The organism is uncultured Corynebacterium sp. (genome assembly GCF_902489365.1).
GTDB lineage: Bacteria > Actinomycetota > Actinomycetes > Mycobacteriales > Mycobacteriaceae > Corynebacterium.
In genome coordinates, this window is the sequence record NZ_CABTZR010000037.1 from 1 (window position 1) to 22382 (window position 22382).

The window sequence follows — 22382 nt, forward strand, 5'->3', positions numbered from 1 at the left end:
GCCGCTATCCGTGAGCTCGTTCGTGAGCTGGGTGGCGATGACGTAGCCGAAGGCATCCGCATTCTCTACGGCGGCTCCGTCAAGGTGGACTCTATCGCGGAGATCGTGGGCAAGCCCGACGTTGACGGTGGTCTCGTCGGCGGCGCCTCCCTCAAGGGCGAGGAGTTCGCCAAGCTGGCGGCTAACGCCGCCCAGGGCGTCTAATCTCCCGGGATCCTGTAGTGGCGGGTCGGAATAGTATCTGGCCCGCCACGTGGTGTATCATCGAGGATTATTGCGCGCGCTGTCTTCGCGCCCTTTTCCCCGCGTGATGGTGGCTCACCATGGTGATTCACTAATGCGCGTCACACTTACTGTACATACGCGTAAACAAGGAACTACTTCATGATCTTGGCACTGGAAATCCTCCTCGTGATTGCCGCAATCTTGATGACTATCTTCGTGCTGCTGCACAAGGGTAAAGGTGGTGGCCTGTCGAGCCTCTTCGGTGGCGGCGTGCAGTCTAACCTCTCTGGTTCCACCGTGGTGGAGAAGAACCTTGACCGCTACACCGTGGTCATGGTAGTTATCTGGCTTGCCTGCATCGTGGCTCTGAACCTGCTGCAGGCTTATAGCTAAAAGGCGGCAGGGACCTTCCCTTCGTTAAGGCCCTTCGGTCCCGCCGCACATAAGCCAAACGCCGCGTCCATCCTCCGATAAAGGTGAAGGACGCGGCGTTGTAGTTTTCGTCGGAGCCCCTAGAGAAGCCGCCGAGGAGCTGCTGTTAGAGACGCTGCGCGGCATCCTCGCTTAAGAACAGCAGCGTTTCCTCAGTGCCCTGAGCACCTGCGGCCGGCCAGTCCTCAGCCTCTGCGCCAGCCACGAGGTGGGAGACAGCCTCGGCCTTCTCCTCACCGGAAACCAGGAACCAAATGCGCTGGGAGCGGTTGATGGCCGGGTATGTCAACGTCACGCGCTCAGAAGGCGGCTTGGGGGAGTCGTGGACCGCGAAGGCAAAGTCGGTGTTTTCATAGACCGCTTCTGAATGCGGGAACAGGGAGTTGATGTGCCCTTCATGGCCCATGCCCAGCAGGTGAATATCGAAGCCTTCCGGCGCAAAGTCACGGATCTCGCCCTCATAGGCTTGTGCTGCGTGCTCCATGGATACGGCGCCCAAATCATAGCCGTGAATGTGGCGCTCGGGGATGTCCACGTGTGCCAAGAGAGCCTCACGGGCTTGGCCTTCGTTAGAGTCCGGATCGCTCACCGGCACGTTGCGCTCATCGCCGAAGAAAACATGGATGCGCGTCCAGTCCACCGCCAGTGCTGGGTAGTCGCTGCCTTGCTGTTGCGCGGCGTCGTGAAGCCGCGCCAGCTCGCGCAACATACCGATTCCTGCACCGCCGCCGGTGAGCACCACGCGGGCAACACCATCCTTGTGGAGGCCGCCGCCCGGGGCTTGAATCGCCGCAACCGTCTCGATAAAGGCGAGTGCGGCGGAGGATATGAGCTCGTCGATGTCGCTAACGCGGCGAAGCGTGACCATGGTGCAGATAGATCCTTCTAAATGATGAGACTAGGAAATGATGAAATGATTATGCCTACACACTGTAGTCCACGCGGGCTAAGGCGCGGAGAGCATGAGCGTATGTCTTATCCGCATCGAGATGGCGTAGTTCTTCCGAAAGCACTTCTGCTTCGGAACGCACCGCGAGGCTAACGAGTGATTCCGGGGAGCCCGGAACACTGACCTTCACTGTCGCAGGGTCAACGACAGTGACGCTGACATCGGCAGTGGAACGGTGGAAAACCACCGAGGTAATCGGGAAGGTGCCCGCCGCGCAGTCCGACACAGTACGGGTAACGGGGACGGAGAGGGCGTCGAGAAGCCAGCCGGCAGCAAAGTCGACAGCGGCGTGGTGCTCGGCACCGGAAATCTCCACAGAGGTGATCGGCTCGTGCGGGAACCTATCGAGGGCCGAAGCGACGATACCGCGCCAGAGGGTGATGGCACCCCACGACATGTCGGAATCTCCGGGCGTATAGCCAGAGGAGAGCACGTGGAGGTCATACTGATCGACGCCATTGCCGAAGGCAACGTTGGTAATACGGCGCTGGGCAAGCGCACCGATCGGAACAGAGGATGGGGACGGCGGGCATGCCGTAGGCCACCACGCCACGATTGGCGTATCGGGAAGAAGCAGGGGAGTTACTACCGCTTCTGCCTGATCCGCGAGGGCGCCATGCAGGTGCATGACGACGATCTCCGAGGCACCCGCTTCGCCACCAACGCGTAACTCGGCGTCGAGCCGTGTCTCCTCGTCGAGATTTCCAGTAGCTATGACTATGACACGGGAAGGGTGCTCGTGGGAGGCATCGCGCACCGAGCCGAGCAGGTTGTCTAGGTCATCGCCTTCTTCGGTCATGACGATGAGCGTGAGGACCCGGCCGGTCGTGAGCGTGTAGTGCTCCTGCATCTCTACAAGCTTCTTAGAGATCTTGCGCGTCGTCGTATCGGGCAAGGGGATAATCATAAGGCCATTCCTCCTAAGGACCTACGGACGGCGCCAGGAATGACCCCGGCGGCGCAGCATTCTATTAGCGGACTCCGGCCCCCACGTGCCAGCGCGGTATTGCTCCGGCTGTCCGATACTGGACCAGTACTCAATGATGGGGTCGAGGATGGACCACGACAGCTCCACTTCCTCGTTGGTGGGGAAGAGGGAGGACTCGTCCAAGAGGGCGTCGAGAATCAGGCGCTCATAGGCTTCCGGCGATTCTTCTGTAAAGGCCTCGGCATAGGCGAAGTCCATGTTGACGTCACGCACCTCCATAGTGGAGCCTGGGACCTTGGAGCCGAAGCGCATGGTGACGCCTTCATCAGGTTGGACGCGGATCACCACGGCGTTTTGGCCCAGCGCATCGGCTTGGCCTTGGTCAAAAGGTTGGTGGGGGGCGGTCTTAAACACCAGTGCAATCTCGGTTACGCGGCGGCCCAGCCGCTTGCCGGTGCGCAGGTAGAAAGGAACGCCCGCCCAGCGACGGGAATTGACCTCGAGGGTACAAGCGGCATAGGTCTCCGTCGTGGACTCCGGATCGAATCCTTCCTCCTCCCGCAGGCCTTTGACATACTCTGAGCCCTGCCAGCCAGCGGAGTACTGGCCGCGGGCCGTGGTCTTGTTGAGCGGGTGTACCGCGTTGGTGGCGCGCAGCACCTTGATCTTCTCCGCCTGGAGCGCCTCTGGGTCGAAGGAGGAGGGTTCCTCCATGGCGACGAGGGCTAGCAGCTGCAGGAGGTGATTCTGGATGACGTCGCGCGCAGCGCCGATGCCATCGTAATAGCCGGCACGTCCGCCCAATCCGATGTCTTCGGCCATCGTGATCTGCACGTGGTCGATGTAGTGCGCGTTCCACATCGGCTCGAAAATCTGGTTGGCAAAGCGCAGCGCCATGATGTTTTGCACCGTTTCTTTGCCCAGGTAATGGTCGATGCGGAACACCGAAGACTCCGGGAAGACGGCATTGACGATCTCATTGAGCTTGCGCGCGGAAGCCTGATCGTGGCCGAAAGGCTTTTCAATGATGACGCGGCGCCAGGAGCCTTCCGTGCTGTCCGCCATACCGACGCGCTCTAGCTGGTGGCAAATATCGGAGAAGAACTCCGGGGGAACTGAAAGATAATAGGCCCAGTTTCCGCCAGTGCCGCGGGAAGCGTTGAGCTCAGACAACCGAGCGGAGAGCTTATCAAAGCCAGCGTCGTCGAAGTTGCCTTGGACAAACTCGATTCCTTTGGCGAGGTGCTCCCACACATGCTCACTGAAGGTGGTTCGGGCACCTGCCTCGGCGGCTTCGCGGACGTAGTCGCAAAAGGCTTGCTTGTCCCAGTCGCGGCGGCCGTAGCCCACCAGCGTGAAGCCGGCGGGCAGCAGCCCTCGATTGGCCAGGTCGTAGATGGCAGGGAGGAGCTTTTTGCGCGCCAAGTCACCCGTGACGCCGAAAATCACCATGCCGGATGGCCCGGCGATACGTGGCAGGCGCTTGTCCTTCGCGTCGCGCAACGGGTTGACCCACGCGCTGGTAGTGCTCACTAAGTGTCCTTTCGGTCTGTGTGAGATAAGTCCAACAGCTCAGCATAGCGACACGCGCCCCGCGGACCACAGTTGCATGGTCGTTGGTGGCGCGCGCCGATGGTGAGCACTTAAAATCTCATGGTCTTTTAGGAGAGGCGGTCCGTCATCGAGGCAAGCAGTTCCTCCCACGCATCGACAAACTTGTCGACGCCCTCCTGCTCGAGCACGTTGAAAACATCGGCGAAGTCGATGCCGACCGCCTCCAGCTGTGCCCATACCTTCTCTGCGCAGTCAGAAGCATCAGTCAGCGTATCCCCGTGCAGGTTCCCCTGCGCAAGAACCGCATCAATGGTCTTCTCGGGCATCGTGTTAACGGTCTCCGGGCCGGCGAGCTCGGAAACGTACAAGGTAGCAGGGTAGTCAGGGTTTTTGACCCCCGTCGACGCCCACAGTGGCCGCTGCGGGTGGGCACCGGAAGGCAAGTCGCCCCCGTTTTCCTTGAATTCCTTCAGGAAAAGCGCATAGGCGCGTTGGGCGTTGGCCACACCGGCCTTTCCACGCAGCGCGAGGGCGTCATCAGAGCCGTTCAACTCGAGGCGCTTGTCGACTTCGGTGTCCAAGCGGGAGACGAAGAAGGAGGCCACGGAGTGAATAGTGGAGACATCCTTACCTGCTTCGGCGGCGCGCTGAACCCCCTCCTTGTAGGCGGCAATCACCTGCGCGTAGCGCTCCACAGAGAAGATCAGGGTGACGTTGACGGAAATACCTTCTGCCAGCGCATCGGAGATGGCGGGCAGCGAACCGTCGGTTGCCGGGATCTTGATCATGAGGTTAGGGCGGTTGACCTTGGTCCACAGCTCGCGGGCCTGTGCCAAGGTTGCCTCCGAATCTGCAGAGATTCGTGGATCAACTTCGATGGACACTCGACCGTCCCGGCCGTCAGTTGATTCATAGATCTCGGTGAAGAGATCGCAGGCGTTGCGTACATCGTCTATGGCGAGCGAGTACACCGCTTCGTCCGCGGTAGCGGACTTTTCCTTCAGCGCTCCGATGTCGGCATCGTAGGAGGTGCCGGAGGACATTGCGGCAGCAAAGATCGCTGGGTTCGTGGTGACACCCACGATGGACTTGGTGTCGAGGAGTTCGCGGAGGTTGCCGGAATCCAGGCGCTCACGGGAGAGATCATCGAGCCACGTCGAGGTACCGAGACGTGCCAGCTCATCAATATGTGTCATGGTGTGTGCAGGGTCCTTTCGTAATGGACAGCAGTAGGGAGGGAATTAACCTGCCTGAGCAGCGGTGAGGGACTCGCGGGCGGCGTCAGCAACGGCCTCGGCCGTGAAGCCGAACTTCTCAAAGAGCTCCGCAGCAGGTGCGGAAGCACCGAAGTGCTCCAAGGACACGGTGCGGCCGAAAGTGCCGGTGTACTTGTGCCACGGCATGGAGACACCGGCTTCGACGGAGACGCGCGCACGGACCGCGGAGGGGAGGACGGACTCGCGGTAGGAAGCGTCCTGCTCGTCGAACCACTCCAAGCACGGCGCGGAAACCACGCGGGTCGCGGTACCGTCCGCCTCGAGTTGCTTGGCGGCCTCCACGGCAAGCTGCACCTCGGAGCCGGTGGCGATAAGAATCACGTCGGGGGTTTCCTTCGATGCCTCAACAAGGACGTAGGCGCCGCGGCGTACGCCTTCGGCAGCCTTCTCCTTGGTTCCTTCGAGGACAGGCAGGTTCTGGCGGGACAGGGCCAGGCCCTTCGGAGCTGCCTTGTACTCAAGGGCTGCAGCCCACGCCTGGGCGGTCTCGTTGGCATCCGCCGGGCGGATAACGGAGAGGTTGGGGATGGCGCGCAGGGCAGCGAGCGTTTCCACTGGCTGGTGGGTGGGGCCGTCCTCGCCCAACCCGATGGAATCGTGCGTCCAGACGTAGTAGGTATCGGTGGACATGAGCGCGCCGAGGCGGACAGCCGGGTACTGGTACTCAGAGAAGATAAGGAAGGTACCACCGTAGACGCGGGTATTGCCGTGCAGCGCAATGCCGTTCATGACTGCGGACATGGCGTGCTCGCGGATGCCAAAGTGCAGGTTGCGGCCGTAGGGGGTGGCAGTCCAAGTACCGGTGGTGATGGACTTTGGGCCGAAGGAATCCGCGCCCTTGATCACCGTGTTGTTGGAGCCTGCCAGATCGGCGGAGCCGCCCCACATCTCCGGCAAGGATGCTGCCAGCGCCTGAATGGCGGCCTCGGAGGCCTTGCGCGTTGCCAAGGATTCGCCTGCTTCCCAGGACGGAAGCTCTGCGGCGAAGCCAGCCGGCAGCTCGCGAGCCTGGAGGCGGTCGAAGAGCTTCTTTTCCTCCGGGTTGGCAGCTGCCCACGCGTCAAACTTTTCCTGCCACTCTGCGTGCTTTGCAGCACCGCGAGCGGTCAGCTCACGGGTGTGCGCGAGGACTTCTTCGTCGATGTGGAAGGACTGCGCCGGATCGAAACCAAGGACCTCCTTGGTGGCGGCTACCTCATCCTCGCCGAGGGCTGCGCCGTGGACGCCGCCGGTGTTCATCTTGTTCGGTGCCGGGTAACCAATCACGGTTTTAACTCGGATGAAGGAGGGGCGGGAGGTTTCTGCGCGTGCTGCGGCGGCAGCTGCTTCGATGGCTTCGACATCTTCGCCGGACTCCACGGTCTGCACGTGCCAGCCATAGGCCTCGTAACGCTTGGCCACGTCTTCGTTGAAGGCAATGTTGGTGTCGTCCTCAATGGAGATTCGGTTGTCATCCCAGAAGACAATGAGATTGCCCAGCTGCTGGGTGCCTGCCAACGAAGAAGCCTCAGCGGTGACGCCCTCTTGCAAGTCACCGTCAGAGGCGATGACGTAAACGAAGTGATCGAAGGGGGATTCACCGGCCGGGGCAGAGGCATCGAACAGGCCACGTTCCTTGCGTGCGGCCATTGCCATGCCGACCGCAGAGGCCAGGCCCTGGCCCAAGGGGCCAGTGGTGATTTCTACTCCATCGGTGTGGTGAACCTCCGGGTGGCCCGGGGTCTTCGAGCCCCAGGTACGCAGCGACTTGAGGTCTTCCATCTCCAGACCGAAGCCGCCGAGGAAAAGCTGGATGTACTGCGTCAGGGAAGAGTGCCCAACGGAAAGTACGAAGCGGTCGCGCCCTGCCCAGTGAACATCGGCCGGATCGTGGTTAAGCACGCGCTGGTAGAGCGTGTAGGCCAGCGGTGCCAGGGACATGGCGGTACCGGGGTGGCCGGAGCCGCAGTTCTGGACGGCGTCGGCAGCTAGGACGCGCACGGTATCCACGGCGCGAGTGTCGAGGTCACTCCAGTCCGAAGGATAACGGCGCTGAACCATAGCCTGCAGTTCCGGGGACAACTTTTCGTTCGACACGGCGAAAACCTCACTTCGCTTCTGGAAACAGATATACCGTTAATCAGTGTAAAGGTTTTTCGATCTTCGGCGGGGGATTATATAAACCAGGTTTCGAGCGGTAGTCTGGCATGGTTGACGCTGATGCCCCGCTGCCAGCCAGTGGGCGGCGACTATCCCCGAAGAACGCTTGGGGGATTCGCCACAAAGTTCTCGGGAACTTTTTAGTGCGGGCAGCCGACCAGTACGTCAGACCCATAAGCCATACACCCACGTGCCGGATATACGGAGGATTGTTCCTTGGAGACCATCAAGGCCTATTTTGCGCTAACGAAACCGAGGATCATTGAGCTCCTCCTCGTGGCGGCAATCCCGGCTATGCTCCAGGCGCAGCGTGGATTCGAGGCAGTGTCCTCCAACTTCTGGCTCATCGTCTCCACCATCTTCGGTGGATGGATGGGTGCCGCGGCTGCCCACACGTTTAACAACGTCGTCGATTATGAGATCGACCAGAAGATGCAGCGCACCCGTGCCCGGCCGCTAGTTCGCAAGACCATTTCGCGACGCAATGCCGCGATCTTCGCGTGGATCATGTTGGCGCTATCCGTCTTTTGGCTGGGTGTGTTAGCTAACTCGTGGTTGGCCGCGTTCTTCGTGCTCTTGACCAACTTCTTTTATGTCATTGTCTACACGAAGTTCCTCAAGATGCGGAACTCCCAGAACATCGTCTGGGGAGGCCTCGCTGGCTGTATGCCCGCCATGGTGGGTTGGGCCGTCATTCGTGATAACGCACCGGCGGGGGAGCCGGACCGTTGGTGGCAGGCCGTGGTGCTGTTCCTCATTATCTTCTTCTGGACCCCGCCCCATACGTGGGCGCTGGCGATGAAGTACAAGGAGGACTACCGCAAGGCCGGGGTGCCGATGCTGCCCGTCGTTGCCGGGGAAGTAGAAGTTACCCGGCAAATCGTGTGGTACACGATCGGAACGGTTATCGTGACCTTCCTTATTATCCCGGCAGCCTCTTGGATCTACTTGGTGGCCGCGGTGGCCTCCGGTGCGGTCTTTTTATGGATGGCAATCCGCCTCCACCAAGGAGTGAAGAAGGGAGCAAAGGTCAAGCCCATGCGCCTGTTTATCTACTCCAACAACTATCTGTCGGTGCTCTTTATCGGCCTGTCCATCGACGCCGTCGTGGGCTGGGAGCCCATCGGGCGCATGCTGGGCTGGTCGGCCGCGCTGTTCTAGTGAGCTAGTCTTCGCGTACCCGGAGGACGATCGAGCCGGTGGTCTTGCGCTCTTGGAGGTCGCGGTGGGCCTGAGCAGCTTCGGCGAGCGGATACTCCGCGGAGATGCGGAAATCGAGGTCGCCCTCGATGACCGCCTGAACAACAGCCTGAGCACGCATCTGGAACTCGCCTTCCTGGGAGGTCCAGGCACCGAGTGAGGGGCGGGTAAGGAAAATGGAACCGTGCTTATTAAGCAGCTGCGGGTCCATCGGCGGGACGGGGCCCGACGCGGCGCCGAAAAGTGCGACCGTGCCGCGTGGGCGCACAACTTCGAGAGACTCATTGAAAGTGGCTTTGCCGACGCCGTCGTAGACCACGTCGACGCCGCGCCCGCCATTGTGACGACGTACCTGCTCTGCCAAGCCACTGCTGTAGCGGAACACGTGGTCCGCGCCCGCGCCATAGGCCAGCTCTTCCTTCTCATCCGTGGAGACCACGGAATAGACGGTGGCGCCCAAAGACTTGGCCATCTGGGTGAGGATCAAGCCCACGCCGCCCGCACCGGCAGTGATCAGACAGGACGCGCCTTCCCCCAGCTGATACACACCGTGGGTGAGGTAGTGCGCCGTCATCCCCTGCAGGAGCATCGAACCGGCGACGGCGGAAGGAATCTCGTCCGGGACGGCCACCACGCGGTCACGCGGCACGCAGACTTGCTCCGCATAGGAGCCGAAAGCGTGATCCCAGGCCACCATCGTGCCCGGGGCGATTTCCCCCTGGGGGTCGTGCACAACGCGCCCGGTTCCTTCGAGTCCGATGATGAACGGCACGGAGGCGTTGTAGATGCCTTCGCGGTAGTAGGTATCGATGTAGTTGACACCGGCCACGGAGACGTCGACAAGCAGCTGCTCCTTCGTCGGCGTGGGGGATTCTACCTCGGCGTAGGTGAGGACCTCGGGTCCTCCGGTCGTGGTCACCTGAATAGCATGCATGGTGTCTAGGCTAAACGAAGCCGCGGGCTCCGCGCAGCAAAAAGCGCCGCCATCCTCACTTCCTGGTGAGAACGACGGCGCTGGGAGTAGCTGTCTTAATGGCTTTACTCGCTCTTTTGGCTCTGCCTAGCTGTGAGCAGCGGGGACGTTCTCGTCACCGCGCTGGGCAGTGCTGGGAGTAGCGTCATCAACGGCGCCCACGCGGCGCAACCCATGCGCCCACAGCAGGGCCGTAAACGCGGTAACCACCGAAGACATGCCCACGTGGAAAGGCACGGTCCAGCGCGGGATGTGCAAATAGAACTGGGTGACACCGATAGCCCACTGGATGACGATGCAGGCAATGAGCACCCAGCCGGCCTTCTTGGCCACCTTGGGAGCGCCGGTGCGGTGCAGGAGGAAGACCACGATGAGGGTCAGGGCCAAGTAGACGTACATGCAGACCGCGTGGATGATGGCCATGCCATAGGTGTCCACGCCGAGGCGGCCCTCCATGCCCACGCCGGCATCACCGGAGTGGGTACCCGAGCCAGTCACAAACGTACCCGTGAGCAGAACGATGGACAGGGCCACAGTGGCCACCACCGCGAGGGTGCGCACCGCGGCGGGAAAGAGGCGAGTGGGAGCGCCGTCATCGGGTTCATTGATGCGCGAAAACAGCATGGCCGCGATCCACACCAAGACCATCGACGGGAGGAAGTGAATCGCCACCGCCCACCAGGACAGATTTAGTTTCACCGACAGGGCACCGATCAATGCCTGCACCACGATTCCCGCGAGACCCGCCCAGGCATAGACCTTGAGCTCCTTGCGGCGCTGCGCCTTGTGAACGACCACGATGCTGGCGATGGCTGCCGCCCCGACAACGAAGGTCAGCAGGCGGTTACCGAACTCAATGGCCTGGTGCAGCATGGGAGCCGCACCCTCAAGGGGCACCAAGGAGCCGGGGTGGCAGTTGGGCCAGGAGACGCAACCAAGGCCGGAGCCGGTTACGCGCACGATGGAGCCCGACACTGTAATGCCGCCCTGGCAGAGCAGGAGGATGAGCGCGACGATGCGCTGCGTCTTCACCGAGGGACCGGTGGACGGTGCAGCGGGCTCGGTGGAACGTTGAGAGGAGGAAATATTGGCGGTACTCACGGCTATTCAGCCTACCGCCCGGCCCCATCCGGGAACCAATATCGACGGGTGGGTCACACCACGCAAGGGAGAAGAATCACTTTTAACCCTCGAAGCGGAACCAACGCACCGCGGCAAACGACGCCACCGCTGCCCACCCCACGAGGACAAGGAGCTCAATGCCCGGGAAGGAACCGTTCAGCGCGGTATCAAGGCCCGCGGCCAACGCCACTGTGGGAACCAGAGTCAGCGCCCCATTATCTCCAAGGCCTTGGGAAAACATGACCCACCCCACGGTGCCGAGGAAGACAAACCAAATGAGGTTGGCCACCGCCAAGACCACCTCGGAGCTCAGCGTTCCCCCGAGCAGTAGACCTAAGGCCGTAAACGTGGCCACACCCAAGGTGAGGGTGAGTACGCCAATGGCCGCACCCCCAGCGGTGATGCGCAGTCCCAGGAAGGCGGCAACCGTTCCCAAGACGAGGACCTGAAGCACCACCATCGACAGCACACCAAGGATCTTTCCGACCACGATGGCCCAGGCCGGGACCCCCGATGCGCCGGTGCGCTTCAGAGCACCATAGCGACGGTCGAAGGCCAAGGAGATGGCCTGACCTGTGAAACCGGAGGAGGTCGCTGCAACGGCCAGCACCATGGGGAAGATTTCCTCCACGCCGTGGCCGGTGCTGTCTTGCATTGTCGCGGCGCCGATCAGGATGGCCACAGGGATGATGATGCTCAGCAGCTGCTGCTCACCGTGGCGCAGCATCAGCTTGGATTCGATAGCCCCTTGGGCACGTGCCATGGCTGCTACTCCCACGCGCTGCGGGTGCGGGCTAAAAGTGCCGGGTGCGAAGGTGCTCATGGAGCTTCTCCTTGTTCGAACAACATGATGAAAGAATCGGGGTGAATGGCCGAGGACGGTTCTAACTGCGCATGTCGCGGCCCGTGAGGTCGAGGAAGACTTCCTCGAGATTTCGGTGCGAGGTGTGCAGGTTGCGGAGGATGACGTTTTGCGCGGCCAAGCATGAAGCCAGCGCTGCGATGCCGGCGGGGCTGGCCTCCGAGGTGAGACGGTAGTGCAGTGGGCGGAGAGCTTCCGCCGCGATGCCGGCGTCGCGCAGCGCCTCGAGGTCCACCGGTGTTGCGGTATCGAAATTCACCTGCGGAACATCGGCCGAGTCCGTCAGCGATGCTGCGGTGCCGCTTGCCACGAGCTGGCCGTGGTCGATGATTACGACGCGGTCGCTGAGCGCTTCCGCCTCATCCATGAGGTGCGTGGTGAGGATGACGGTTACGCCATCGGCCCGGAGGGCGCGGATGAGGTCCCACACGGCAAGGCGCGACTGGGCATCCATGCCCGCGGTAGGTTCATCGAGAAAGACCAACTCTGGGCGCCCGATGATCGCTAGGGCTAGGGAGAGGCGCTGTTGTTGCCCGCCAGACAGGCGGCGGTAGCTGCTCTTCACCACCCCGCGCAGTCCGAGCGTGTCCAGCAGCCACTCCGGGTCCAAGGGATTCTCGTTATAGGAGGCGCTAAGCTCAAGCATCTCCTTGACTTTGATTCCGGAATAGGAGCCGCCGCCCTGCAGCATGATGCCGATGCGGGAGCGCACAGCGTCGGGATTGTGCGAGGGGTTAAGCCCCAGCACTTCAATGCGGCCCGAAGTGGGCTTCTTGAAACCCTCACACATCTCGATAGTGGTGGTCTTACCTGCGCCGTTCGGGCCCAGCAAGCACAGGATCTCGCCGTAGTTGGCGTGGAAACTCAGCCCATTCACTGCGTTGACGTCGCCATAGGTCTTCATGACGTTATCCAAGACAAGAGCTGATGTAGTCACGAAGTGCTAGTTTAGGACACGCACGCCCGCCCTGCGCAAAGCAACCCACCCCACGCCGGCGAGGACGAGGAATGTCACTAAGGCGGCTAGGTAAATAACGAAGACTGTCCCTGGGGGAAGGCCGAGGCCGCGGGGAAGCACGATGAAACTCATGAACCCGGAATAGATGATCACCGCCATGCGGAAGAAGCGCCGGTTGGCCCAGGCCGCCAGCGGCAGCACCGCCCACAGGATGTACCAGGGTTGGACGACAGGGAAGAACACCACGAGCACGAGGGTCGATACCCCCAGGCCGCCCACAGGGTGGATGGCGCCGCGGTAGGTGGCAAAAAGCATGCGGATCATAAAGCCCGCGGCAATGATGACGCCCACAGTGCGGGTGACGGTGAGGATGGCCTCGGTGTGATCACCCAATCCCAACAGCATCCCGAGGAAGCCGGCGCCGACGCCCACGGAGGTTGTCGCAGACAGCCAGGAGCGGATAGTTGCTGCGCCGCCCTGACCGAAAATCCAACCTATGTCGATCCCCGTAATGACAGTGACAGCGGCGATGGACGCTGCGAGCACCAGCAATTGGGTCACGCCAGCGCCAAGCACCGCCCGCACTGGTGGGATGCCGAGCTTGTCGACGAGCCCGCGCGCCGCCGCCATGCCGACGAAGCCGAGGCCGATAAATCCAGTCACCTTGACCATTCCGGCACACGAGATCAGGACGCCAGATGCGATAAACAACGACCATGTTCGCCAGCGGGCATCGTGTACAGCGTTGACCGCCCGCAACCCCAGCTCCACGCCGACGAGCGCCAGGCCAAGCATGAAGGATTCATTGTGGATGCCTCCGACGAGGTGGAGGATGGTCAAGGGGTTAAGGATGCCCAGCCACAGCGCCGCCTCTGGGGAGACTCGGCAGCGCGTAGCCAGCCGGGCGATGGCCCAACCGGCGGCGATGATGCCGACGAGGGAAAGCACCCGGTGTAGGACAACACCCCAGATAATGGAGTCGTTCGTCAGCCAGCTCACCACCGCCGCTACACCTAGCGCCACCGGGCCATAAGGGGAAGGTGAGTTCGCCCAGATGAACGGGACGGAGCGGGCCAGATCGTTATCGGCGCCTAGTAGCTCCACCGGACCCGCGGAATAGGGATCGAGCCCTTGAAGCACGATGGAGCCGTTGGCGAGATAGGAGTAAATGTCCTGCGTGAACAGGGGAGCGGTCGCTAAAAGCGGGAGAACCCACCCCAGCCAGGTGCGCCACATCTGGCTCTGTGTGACCACCTGGGGCGAGTGGCTAAACCGCCGAACCTTGGCCGGCTTCTGCAGACGGAGGGGCGCACCGACTAGCGGTGCCATGCAAATCCAGGCTGTGACCATGAAACCGACCCCGATGAACACGATGGCGGAGGCTGACTGCAGCATCCGCGTCATGAGCGAGCCAAAAGGCAGAGACTCATAGGGGTTGCCCACCACCGGGAGCGCACCGGCGCCCAATCCGCCGAGCGCAATGAGTGACGCACCAATGGTTCCGAGCCAGCGAAGTGTGAACAGCGTGCGCAGCTGGGAGATGGTGCGGCGGTGGGCGTCGCCAAGCGCGGAGCGATCCGCGCTGTCGGTGAGGTTCGGAAAATCCTGGTGAAGGAGCGCGGAACGGGAACCGGGAACACCCATGCGGGGAAGCTCATCGCGCACGCCCCAGATAACGCGGGGCAGTCGCCCCGATCGGGTGTAGTCGCGTTCCATATTCATGACTGTCTACCTTAGCGGCTCGGTGGTGAGCAGGAACTAGCTGCCCGCGACACGAAGGAAAGAGTGGAAATCGGGAATGAATTAAGGAACACTAGTGTTGTCTAAACAGGGAATCATTCACTCAAGGAGGTGTGCACCGTGACGAAGGAGTTACCCAGGGAGACTCGTTCTACCGAGGGCGATACTCGCCGACACGTCATGTTGTTGCTTCTCAAGGACGGCCCGGTGACGGCGTCGTACTTAGGTGAACGCCTAGGTCTCTCTGCAGCCGGCATACGCCGGCACTTAGACATTTTGGTGGAGGAAGGACTCACCGAGGTTGTACACCGCCGCCCTTCGGCTCTTCCCGGGCAGTCGGCAGGCCGTGGCCGCCCCGCCAAGCACTTTCGCCTCACTGATCAAGGCCGTGCCCAATTCGGTCACGCCTATGACCAACTGGCGGCGGAAGCACTCACCGCGTTGCGGGAAGCGGGTGGGCCCGAGGCGGTCCGGCGCTTTGCCAAAGCCCGCTTCGAACGGCTCGTGGAAGACGTGACCCCTTTGGTAGAGGAAGAAGAATCCGTACCTGAGGTGGCGCGTCAGCTGGCCGCTGTGCTTGATGCGCACGGTTACGCGGCCACTGTGACGTCGGTGGGAAATGGAGTACAGATTTGCCAGCACCATTGCCCGGTAGCCCATGTGGCGGCTGAGCACCCGGAGTTGTGTGAAGCTGAACAAGAGGTTTTCTCCGCGCTATTAGGCAAACATGTGCAGCCCTTGGCCTCCATCGCAGATGGCCACGGAATCTGCACCACGAATATCCCCTTAACGCCTGTCCCGCCGTCCGCGGTGGAACGGGAAGAAGACTAATCAACATAGAAAGGAGCGGGCTTTGACACAGGCACAACCAGCACCAGGGCTTGAGACCAAGATGAGCGATGATGAGATCATCTCCTCCATCGGTGGCTATGACTATGGCTGGCACGATTCGGACGCAGCCGGCCAGGCGGCACACCGAGGTTTGAGCGAGGACGTCGTCCGCGATATCTCGGAGAAGAAGAACGAGCCGGAATGGATGCTTGAGTCTCGCCTCAAGGCACTGCGCGTTTTCAACAAGAAGCCGGTACCCACGTGGGGCCCGGATCTGTCCGACATCGACTTCGACAACATCAAGTACTTTGTCCGCTCCACTGAGAAGCAGGCCCAAACCTGGGATGACCTGCCGTCAGACATTAAGGAGACCTACGACAAGCTGGGTATTCCGGATGCCGAGAAGAAGCGTCTAGTCTCCGGTGTTGCCGCCCAGTACGAGTCTGAGGTGGTTTACCACAAGATTCGTGAGGACCTCGAAGCTCAGGGCGTTATCTTCGTTGATACCGATACCGCTGTGCGCGAGTACCCGGAGATCCTCCAGGAGTACTTCGGCACGGTCATCCCGGCCGGTGACAATAAGTTCTCCGCGCTGAACAATGCCTGCTGGTCTGGTGGTTCCTTCGTCTATGTGCCGAAGGGCGTCCACGTGGACATCCCGTTGCAGGCTTACTTCCGCATCAACACGGAGAACATGGGCCAGTTCGAGCGCACCCTCATCATCGTGGAAGAGGATGCTTACGTCCACTACATCGAGGGCTGCACCGCTCCGATCTACAACTCGGATTCCCTGCACACCGGTGTCATCGAGATCGTCGTGAAGAAGGGCGGCCGCTGCCGCTACACCACCATTCAGAACTGGTCCACCAACGTCTATAACCTGGTGACCCAGCGTGCCAAGGTCGAAGAGGGCGGCACCATGGAATGGGTCGATGGCAACATCGGCTCCAAGGTGACCATGAAGTACCCGTCCTGCTGGCTGACCGGCGAGCACGCCAAGGGTGAGGTTCTCTCCCTGGCTTTCGCGGCGGACAACCAGGTGCAAGACACCGGCTCCAAGATGGTCCACATGGCGCCGAACACCTCCTCCAACATTGTGTCCAAGTCTGTAGCCCGCAATGGTGGCCGCGCCGCTTACCGTGGTTTGGTGCAGGTTAACGCCAACGCCGCCAATTCCACGGCGAACGTCGAGTGTGACGCCTTGCTGGTGGACAATAACTCGCGTTCGGATACATATCCGTACAACGATATTCGCAACGACCACGTCACCTTGGGCCACGAGGCAACAGTCTCGCAGGTCTCCGAGGAGCAGCTGTTCTACCTCATGTCCCGCGGTATCGCCGAGGAAGAGGCCATGGCGATGATCGTGCGCGGCTTCGTTGAGCCGATTGCAAAGGAGCTCCCCATGGAATACGCATTGGAGCTCAACCGTCTTATCGAGCTGCAGATGGAAGGATCGGTGGGCTAAGTGGTAGCTTCCAACGAATTTAATCCTGCTGACGTCACCAAGGGTGACCAGTTCACCTCATTCAACGTGGAGGACTTCCCGGTCCCGCACGGCCGCGATGAGGTTTGGCGCTTTATCGCCCTGCGCAACCTGCGGGGCCTGCACAACGGTGAGTTTGCGCCGGCGACCGCGCAGAAGATCGACGTCACCGCTCCGGAAGGCGTAACCTCCGAAACTGTTGCGCCTGACGACGCCCGTCTTGGCACCGCTGGCGCCCCCGCTGATCGCGTTGCCGCACAGGCCTGGACTTCCATGCCGGAGGCACAGGTCGTCACTGTGGACGCTGAGGCACAGCTGGAGAAGCCGGTGGAGATCACCATTACAGGGGCTGGTGAGGGTGTGACCTCCTTTGGTGCGACCTCCATCCACGTGGGACACCACGCAGAAGTCACCATCGTGCTCAAGTACGTCGGCTCCGGCACCCACGCTGACAATGTTGAATTCGTGCTGGGCGACGGCTCCCACGTCACCGTCGTCGTTGACGCCGACTGGGAAGACGATGCAGTGCACCTGTCCCACCAGATTGCGAAGGTGGGCCGCGACGCCGTCCTGCGCCACAACACCGCCATCTTCGGCGGCGAGATCGTCCGCCTCGCTCCGCGCGTGGTTTTCGATGCTCCTGGTGGCGATGCCGAGCTGCTCGGCGTCTACTTTGCTGATGCCGGCCAGTACTTTGAGAACCGCCTGCTGGTGGACCACGACGTGCCGAATTGCCGTTCTCGTGTCTTCTACAAGGGCGCTCTGCAGGGTGCTACGGCTGCGCAGAAGTCCGAAGCCGGCTCCGCCTCCCGCACCCCCGAGGCCCGCACCTGCTGGGTCGGTGACGTGCTCATCCGCAAGAATGCGAACAACACGGACACCTATGAGACGAACAACAACCTGATCCTCACCGAGGGTGCGCGCGCTGACGCCATCCCGAACCTGGAGATCCAGACCGGTGAGATCGTCGGTGCTGGCCACGCTGCGACGGTGGGCCGCTTCGATGACCTCGAGCTGTTCTACCTCATGTCCCGCGGTATCCCTGCCGCCGAGGCACGCCGCCTCATCATCCGCGGCTTCTTCTCCGAAGTCATCTCCCGCATCCCAGTCGAGTCCCTGCGCGAGGATCTGGAATCCCGCGTCGTCGACGAGCTCGCCAAGATCAACGCTTAAAACTCCCCGAAAGCAGGTACCAACTCAATGTCTACTCTGGAAATTAAGAATCTCCACGCGCAGGTGCTCCCACATGAGGAGGACGGTGAGCCCACGCCGATCCTCAAGGGTGTCAACCTCACCATCAACTCCGGTGAGACCCACGCGGTCATGGGCCCCAACGGCTCCGGCAAGTCCACCCTGTCCTACGTTATCGCCGGTCACCCCAAGTATGAGGTGACCGAGGGCGAGGTGCTTCTCGACGGTGAAAACATTCTCGAGATGGAAGTTGATGAGCGCGCCCGCGCTGGCCTCTTCCTCGCCATGCAGTACCCGACCGAGGTGCCGGGCGTGAAGATGTCGCAGTTCATGCGCTCTGCCGTAACCGCTATTCGTGGCGAGGCCCCGAAACTGCGCGAGTGGAACAAGGAGCTCACCGAGGCCCGCGAGAAGCTGGCCATCGATAAGTCCTTTGCACACCGCTCCGTCAACGAGGGCTTCTCCGGTGGTGAGAAGAAGCGCCACGAGGTTATGCAGCTGGACATCCTCAAGCCCAAGTTCGCCGTCATGGATGAGACCGACTCCGGCCTGGACGTCGACGCCCTGCGCGTCGTTTCCGATGGCATCAACAGCTACCAGGAGGAGACCAACGGCGGCATCCTCCTCATCACGCACTACAAGCGCATCCTCAACTACGTTGTCCCGGACTTCGTTCACGTCTTCGCCGACGGACAGATCATCAAGACCGGCGGCGCTGAGCTGGCTGACCAGCTTGAGGCGGACGGCTACGAGCAGTTTCTCAAGTAGGCAGTAGCGCCGACCACGACTACACCACGACACGCTAGAGAAGAAGAACCGAGCACAAGGACCTATGCCTGAACTAGACGTTAATGCGATTCGGGAACAATTCCCTATCCTCTCGCGCACCGTGCGCGACGGTAAACCACTGGTGTACCTGGATTCGGGAGCGACCTCGCAACGTCCCCTGCCGGTATGGAAGGCCGAGGAGGAGTTCGTGCTCGGCACCAACGCGCCGGTGCACCGTGGCTCTTACCAGCTGGCGGAGGAGGCCGATGACGCCTATGAGTCCGCTCGCCAGGCCATCGCCGCTTTCGTGGGCGCTGATCGCGATGAGATTTCCTTCACCAAGAACGCCACGGAGGCGTTGAATGAAGTTGCCTATGTGCTCAGTGACGAGCGCGCCGGTGAGCTGTACGTCGGTGAGGGCGATACCGTCGTGGTCACCGAGCTGGAGCACCACGCGAACTTAGTGCCGTGGCAAGAGCTGTGCCAGCGCACCGGCGCGACGCTGAAGTGGTACTCCATGACCGAGGACGGCCGCATTGATCTCGATTCGCTCGAGCTCGATGACACCGTCAAGGTGGTGGCTTTTACCCACCAATCCAACGTGACCGGGGCCGTGGCGCCCGTCGCAGAGTTGGTTCGGCGTGCTCGTGCCGTGGGCGCCATGGTGGTCCTGGACGCCTGCCAGTCGGTGCCGCACATGCCTGTGGATTTCCACGAACTCGACGTCGACTTCGCTGCGTTCTCCGGGCACAAGATGTGCGGGCCGACCGGCGTGGGCGTTCTCTACGGCAAGCAAGAGCTGCTGGCGCAGCTGCCGCCTTTCCTCACTGGCGGTTCCATGATCGAGGTAGTCAAGATGGAGGGTTCGACGTTCGCCGAGCCACCCACCCGCTTCGAGGCCGGAACCCAGATGACCAGCCAGGTCGTAGGCCTTGGGGCAGCAGTGAAGTTCTTGAGCGAGGTGGGGATGGAGGCCATTCATGCCCATGAGCAAAAACTCACTGCATTGGCCTTGGAGAAGCTTGCTGAGATCCCCGGCGTGCGCATCATCGGGCCTGAAAACACCGAGGATCGCGGGGGAGCGGTCTCCTTTATTGTGGATGGGATCCATCCGCACGACCTGGGCCAGGTTCTTGATTCTCATGGCGTGTCCATCCGCACCGGCCACCACTGTGCGTGGCCGCTGCACCGCGCGTGCAAGGCTAATTCGACCGCACGCGCTAGCTTTTATCTGTACAACACTGAGGACGAGGTCGACGCCCTCATAGAGGCCGTGCGGGCAGCCCGCACCTTCTTTGGAGTGAGCGAATGAACCTAGATTCCATGTACCAGGACGTCATCCTGGATCACTACAAGAACCCGAAATTCTCTGGCCTGCGCGAGGGCCAAGCAGAGGTTCACCACGTCAACCCTTCCTGCGGCGATGAGCTCACCCTGCGCGTGAAGCTGTCTCCTGATGGTTCCACCGTCGAGGACGTGTCCTACGACGCCGAGGGATGCTCCATCTCGCAGGCTTCGACTTCCGTCATGGCAGAGGAAATCGTCGGCATTCCCCTCGAGGAGGCGAACGCCAAGCTAGCCGAGTTCGAGAGGATGGTGACCTCCCGCGGGGAGGTTGAGGGTGATGACGAGATTATTGGGGATGGCATCGCCTTCGCTGGCGTGGCTAAGTTCCCAGCCCGTGTAAAGTGCGCTCTCCTCGGTTGGAAGGCTTTCCAAGCCGCCACCGTCGAAGCGCTGAATGAATTGGAGAAGTAGATGGCTGATAACACTGAAACCACCGGTGGCAGCACTGATCCTTACCAGGATCAGAATGCTTCCTTTGATGGCGCTGCTGTCAAGCCTGAACAAACCGAAGAGCAGATTTCCAAGGTCTTCGATATCACTGAGTATCTTCGTGATGTCATCGACCCGGAGCTTGGCATCAACATCGTTGATCTGGGCTTGGTTTATGACGTATGGCTCGACGAGATCGACGGCAAGAACACCTGCGTCATCAACATGACTCTGACCTCCCCGGCATGTCCGCTCACCGATGTCATCGGTGAGCAGATCGAGGATGTCATCGTGGGCAACAAGCTCGCCGAGGCAGTCCAGCTCAACTGGGTCTGGATGCCGCCGTGGGGCCCGAACATGATTACTGAGGAGGGCCGCGAGATGCTCCAGGCCCTCGGCTTCGCCGTCTAGGTTCCGCGAGACGCCGCGGCTAGTCCCACCGCCGGTTCGAGAGTGTGCATTGTCCTTGTGTCCACACGAACCGGCGGTGTTCTGCGTATATGTGAGCAACTCCCGTCACTGTCAACGCGGCCTCCTCAACCAAAAGCAAAGCCCCAGACCTCGATCCCGAAAGACGCAGGGTGGGCGTCGCCAAGCACTGGCTCACCCAGAAGAGGCAGGTTGCGGGATCGAGGTCTGGGGATCTATTCGTCGGTGGTGGTTCGCAAGCGATGCTCTGTCTAGGCGCCGTGCGGTTCGGGTTTAACTACCCTGGTTGCTAGACTGTTTCGACGTGATTGTGACCAATGATTTCGAGGTGCGCGTGGGCGCACGCACGCTTCTCGACGCCCCCGGCCAGCACCTTCGCGTGCAGCCGGGGGATCGCATCGGCCTGGTCGGGCGCAATGGCGCGGGCAAAACCACGACGATGCGCATTCTGGCGGGGGAGACCGAGCCCTATGGCGGTTCGGTGACGCGCTCGGGGCCCATTGGTTACTTGCCGCAGGATTCCCGCGAGGGCAATATCGAGCAGACAGCGCGTGAGCGCGTGCTCTCTGCGCGCGGCTTGGATGAGATCAAGCGCCGCATGGCCAAGCAGCAAGAGCTGATGGAAACCGCCACGGACGATAAGTTCCGCGACAAGGCAATTCGTAAGTTCTCCCGACTGGAGGAGGAGTACCACACCTTAGGCGGCTACGAGGCAGACTCCGAATGCGCGCAGATCTGCGACAACTTGGGTCTGCCGCAGCGTGTGCTCGACCAGCAGCTTAAGACTCTGTCCGGCGGTCAGCGCCGCCGCGTGGAGCTAGCGCAGATTCTTTTTGCGGCCTCGGCTGGCTCAGGGAAGTCCCAGACTACGCTGCTTCTCGACGAGCCCACGAACCACCTCGACGCCGACTCGATTACGTGGTTGCGCGGCTTCCTATCCAAGCACGAGGGGGGCCTCGTGATGATTTCGCACGACGTTGACCTGCTGGAAGCGGTCTGCAACAAGGTCTGGTTCCTTGATGCCGTGCGCGCCGAAGCAGACGTCTACAACATGGGCTTTAAGAAGTACCTTGATGCCCGCGCTACCGATGAGGCACGTCGCCGGCGAGAGCGCGCTAACGCGGAGAAGAAGGCCGCAGCACTACACAAGCAAGCCGCCAAGTTGGGAGCGAAGGCCACGAAGGCCGCCGCCGCTAAGCAGATGCTGCACCGTGCTGAGCGCATGATGAACGAGCTTGATGACGTCCGCGTGGCCGATAAGGTCGCCCACATCAAGTTCCCCGAACCAGCTCCCTGCGGCAAGACTCCGATGAACGCCAAGGGCCTGACCAAGATGTATGGCTCGCTTGAGGTTTTCGCCGGCGTTGATTTAGCCATTGATAAGGGCTCCCGCGTGGTTGTGCTGGGCTACAACGGTGCGGGCAAGACGACCCTGCTTAAGCTTCTGGCCGGCGTGGAGCGCACCGACGGCGAAGGCGGCATCGTCTCCGGCCACGGCCTGCGCATCGGTTACTTTGCCCAGGAGCACGACAACATCGATCC

21 protein-coding genes are annotated in these 22382 nt (G+C 61.4%); 11 read left to right on the forward strand and 10 right to left on the reverse strand.

What is annotated here, in order from left to right; translation table 11 throughout:
* Both RDN59_RS06910 and secG read left to right on the forward strand, forming a co-directional pair.
* A partial coding sequence (locus RDN59_RS06910; protein ID WP_308607204.1) for a triose-phosphate isomerase occupies window positions 1-204 on the forward strand: 204 nt, incomplete at its 5' end.
* Between the two features lie 180 nt (window positions 205-384).
* A complete protein-coding gene (gene secG / locus RDN59_RS06915) occupies window positions 385-618 on the forward strand; it encodes a preprotein translocase subunit SecG (protein WP_046649106.1) in 234 nt (77 codons plus the stop codon).
* A gap of 145 nt (window positions 619-763) precedes the next feature.
* Here the strand turns inward: secG and pgl are convergent, their stop codons facing one another.
* The 5 genes from pgl to tkt form a co-directional block, all read right to left on the reverse strand.
* On the reverse strand, window positions 764-1525 hold the full coding sequence (pgl, locus tag RDN59_RS06920; protein WP_308607205.1) for a 6-phosphogluconolactonase: 762 nt from the start codon (window positions 1523-1525) through the stop codon (window positions 764-766).
* A 55-nt stretch (window positions 1526-1580) separates the two neighbouring features.
* Window positions 1581-2513 carry a glucose-6-phosphate dehydrogenase assembly protein OpcA gene (locus RDN59_RS06925; RefSeq protein WP_308607206.1) on the reverse strand — a complete coding sequence of 311 codons (933 nt, stop codon included), beginning with the start codon at window positions 2511-2513 and terminating at the stop codon, window positions 1581-1583.
* A 21-nt stretch (window positions 2514-2534) separates the two neighbouring features.
* On the reverse strand, window positions 2535-3986 hold the full coding sequence (zwf, locus tag RDN59_RS06930) for a glucose-6-phosphate dehydrogenase (RefSeq protein ID WP_374044595.1): 1452 nt from the start codon (window positions 3984-3986) through the stop codon (window positions 2535-2537).
* A gap of 209 nt (window positions 3987-4195) precedes the next feature.
* Window positions 4196-5284, reverse strand: a complete 1089-nt coding sequence (gene tal, locus RDN59_RS06935; protein WP_308607208.1) for a transaldolase — start codon at window positions 5282-5284, stop codon at window positions 4196-4198.
* A 45-nt stretch (window positions 5285-5329) separates the two neighbouring features.
* Window positions 5330-7405 (reverse strand): transketolase, encoded by a 2076-nt coding sequence (gene tkt, locus RDN59_RS06940; RefSeq protein WP_308607219.1) that lies wholly within the window; start codon window positions 7403-7405, stop codon window positions 5330-5332.
* Window positions 7406-7720: 315 nt separating this feature from the next.
* Here tkt and RDN59_RS06945 point away from each other — a divergent pair, with 315 nt between their 5' ends.
* On the forward strand, window positions 7721-8665 hold the full coding sequence (locus RDN59_RS06945) for a heme o synthase (RefSeq protein WP_308607209.1): 945 nt from the start codon (window positions 7721-7723) through the stop codon (window positions 8663-8665).
* Between the two features lie 4 nt (window positions 8666-8669).
* Here RDN59_RS06945 and RDN59_RS06950 read toward each other — a convergent pair whose 3' ends face one another.
* The 5 genes from RDN59_RS06950 to mptB all read right to left on the reverse strand — a co-directional run bounded on the left by RDN59_RS06950 (window position 8670) and on the right by mptB (window position 14341).
* On the reverse strand, window positions 8670-9638 hold the full coding sequence (locus RDN59_RS06950; protein WP_308607210.1) for a quinone oxidoreductase: 969 nt from the start codon (window positions 9636-9638) through the stop codon (window positions 8670-8672).
* 126 nt (window positions 9639-9764) lie between these two features.
* Window positions 9765-10778, reverse strand: coding sequence for a heme A synthase (locus tag RDN59_RS06955; protein ID WP_308607211.1), 1014 nt, complete (start codon window positions 10776-10778; stop codon window positions 9765-9767).
* A gap of 82 nt (window positions 10779-10860) precedes the next feature.
* A complete protein-coding gene (locus RDN59_RS06960) occupies window positions 10861-11622 on the reverse strand; it encodes an ABC transporter permease (RefSeq protein WP_308607212.1) in 762 nt (253 codons plus the stop codon).
* A gap of 61 nt (window positions 11623-11683) precedes the next feature.
* Window positions 11684-12598 (reverse strand): ABC transporter ATP-binding protein, encoded by a 915-nt coding sequence (locus RDN59_RS06965; protein ID WP_308607213.1) that lies wholly within the window; start codon window positions 12596-12598, stop codon window positions 11684-11686.
* Window positions 12599-12604: 6 nt separating this feature from the next.
* Window positions 12605-14341 (reverse strand): polyprenol phosphomannose-dependent alpha 1,6 mannosyltransferase MptB, encoded by a 1737-nt coding sequence (gene mptB / locus RDN59_RS06970; protein ID WP_308607214.1) that lies wholly within the window; start codon window positions 14339-14341, stop codon window positions 12605-12607.
* Window positions 14342-14539: 198 nt separating this feature from the next.
* Here mptB and RDN59_RS06975 point away from each other — a divergent pair, with 198 nt between their 5' ends.
* The 8 genes from RDN59_RS06975 to RDN59_RS07010 form a co-directional block, all read left to right on the forward strand.
* The gene (locus tag RDN59_RS06975) at window positions 14540-15190 is read left to right on the forward strand and encodes a metalloregulator ArsR/SmtB family transcription factor (RefSeq protein WP_239248693.1); all 651 of its coding nucleotides are present in this window, start codon (window positions 14540-14542) and stop codon (window positions 15188-15190) included.
* Window positions 15191-15212: 22 nt separating this feature from the next.
* The gene (gene sufB / locus RDN59_RS06980; protein WP_070524260.1) at window positions 15213-16658 is read left to right on the forward strand and encodes a Fe-S cluster assembly protein SufB; all 1446 of its coding nucleotides are present in this window, start codon (window positions 15213-15215) and stop codon (window positions 16656-16658) included.
* On the forward strand, window positions 16659-17849 hold the full coding sequence (gene sufD / locus RDN59_RS06985; protein WP_308607216.1) for a Fe-S cluster assembly protein SufD: 1191 nt from the start codon (window positions 16659-16661) through the stop codon (window positions 17847-17849).
* Between the two features lie 27 nt (window positions 17850-17876).
* Entirely contained in the window at window positions 17877-18635 is a 759-nt protein-coding gene (sufC, locus tag RDN59_RS06990; RefSeq protein WP_046649116.1) for a Fe-S cluster assembly ATPase SufC, read from the forward strand.
* A gap of 64 nt (window positions 18636-18699) precedes the next feature.
* Complete coding sequence (locus tag RDN59_RS06995; RefSeq protein WP_308607217.1) at window positions 18700-19947, forward strand: cysteine desulfurase; 1248 nt, start codon at window positions 18700-18702, stop codon at window positions 19945-19947.
* Window positions 19944-20393 carry a Fe-S cluster assembly sulfur transfer protein SufU gene (sufU, locus tag RDN59_RS07000; protein WP_070444838.1) on the forward strand — a complete coding sequence of 150 codons (450 nt, stop codon included), beginning with the start codon at window positions 19944-19946 and terminating at the stop codon, window positions 20391-20393. The genes RDN59_RS06995 and sufU overlap by 4 nt, the downstream gene beginning before the upstream one ends.
* Window positions 20394-20822, forward strand: a complete 429-nt coding sequence (locus RDN59_RS07005; RefSeq protein WP_070444828.1) for a metal-sulfur cluster assembly factor — start codon at window positions 20394-20396, stop codon at window positions 20820-20822.
* Between the two features lie 322 nt (window positions 20823-21144).
* A partial coding sequence (locus tag RDN59_RS07010; protein WP_308607218.1) for an ABC-F family ATP-binding cassette domain-containing protein occupies window positions 21145-22382 on the forward strand: 1238 nt, incomplete at its 3' end.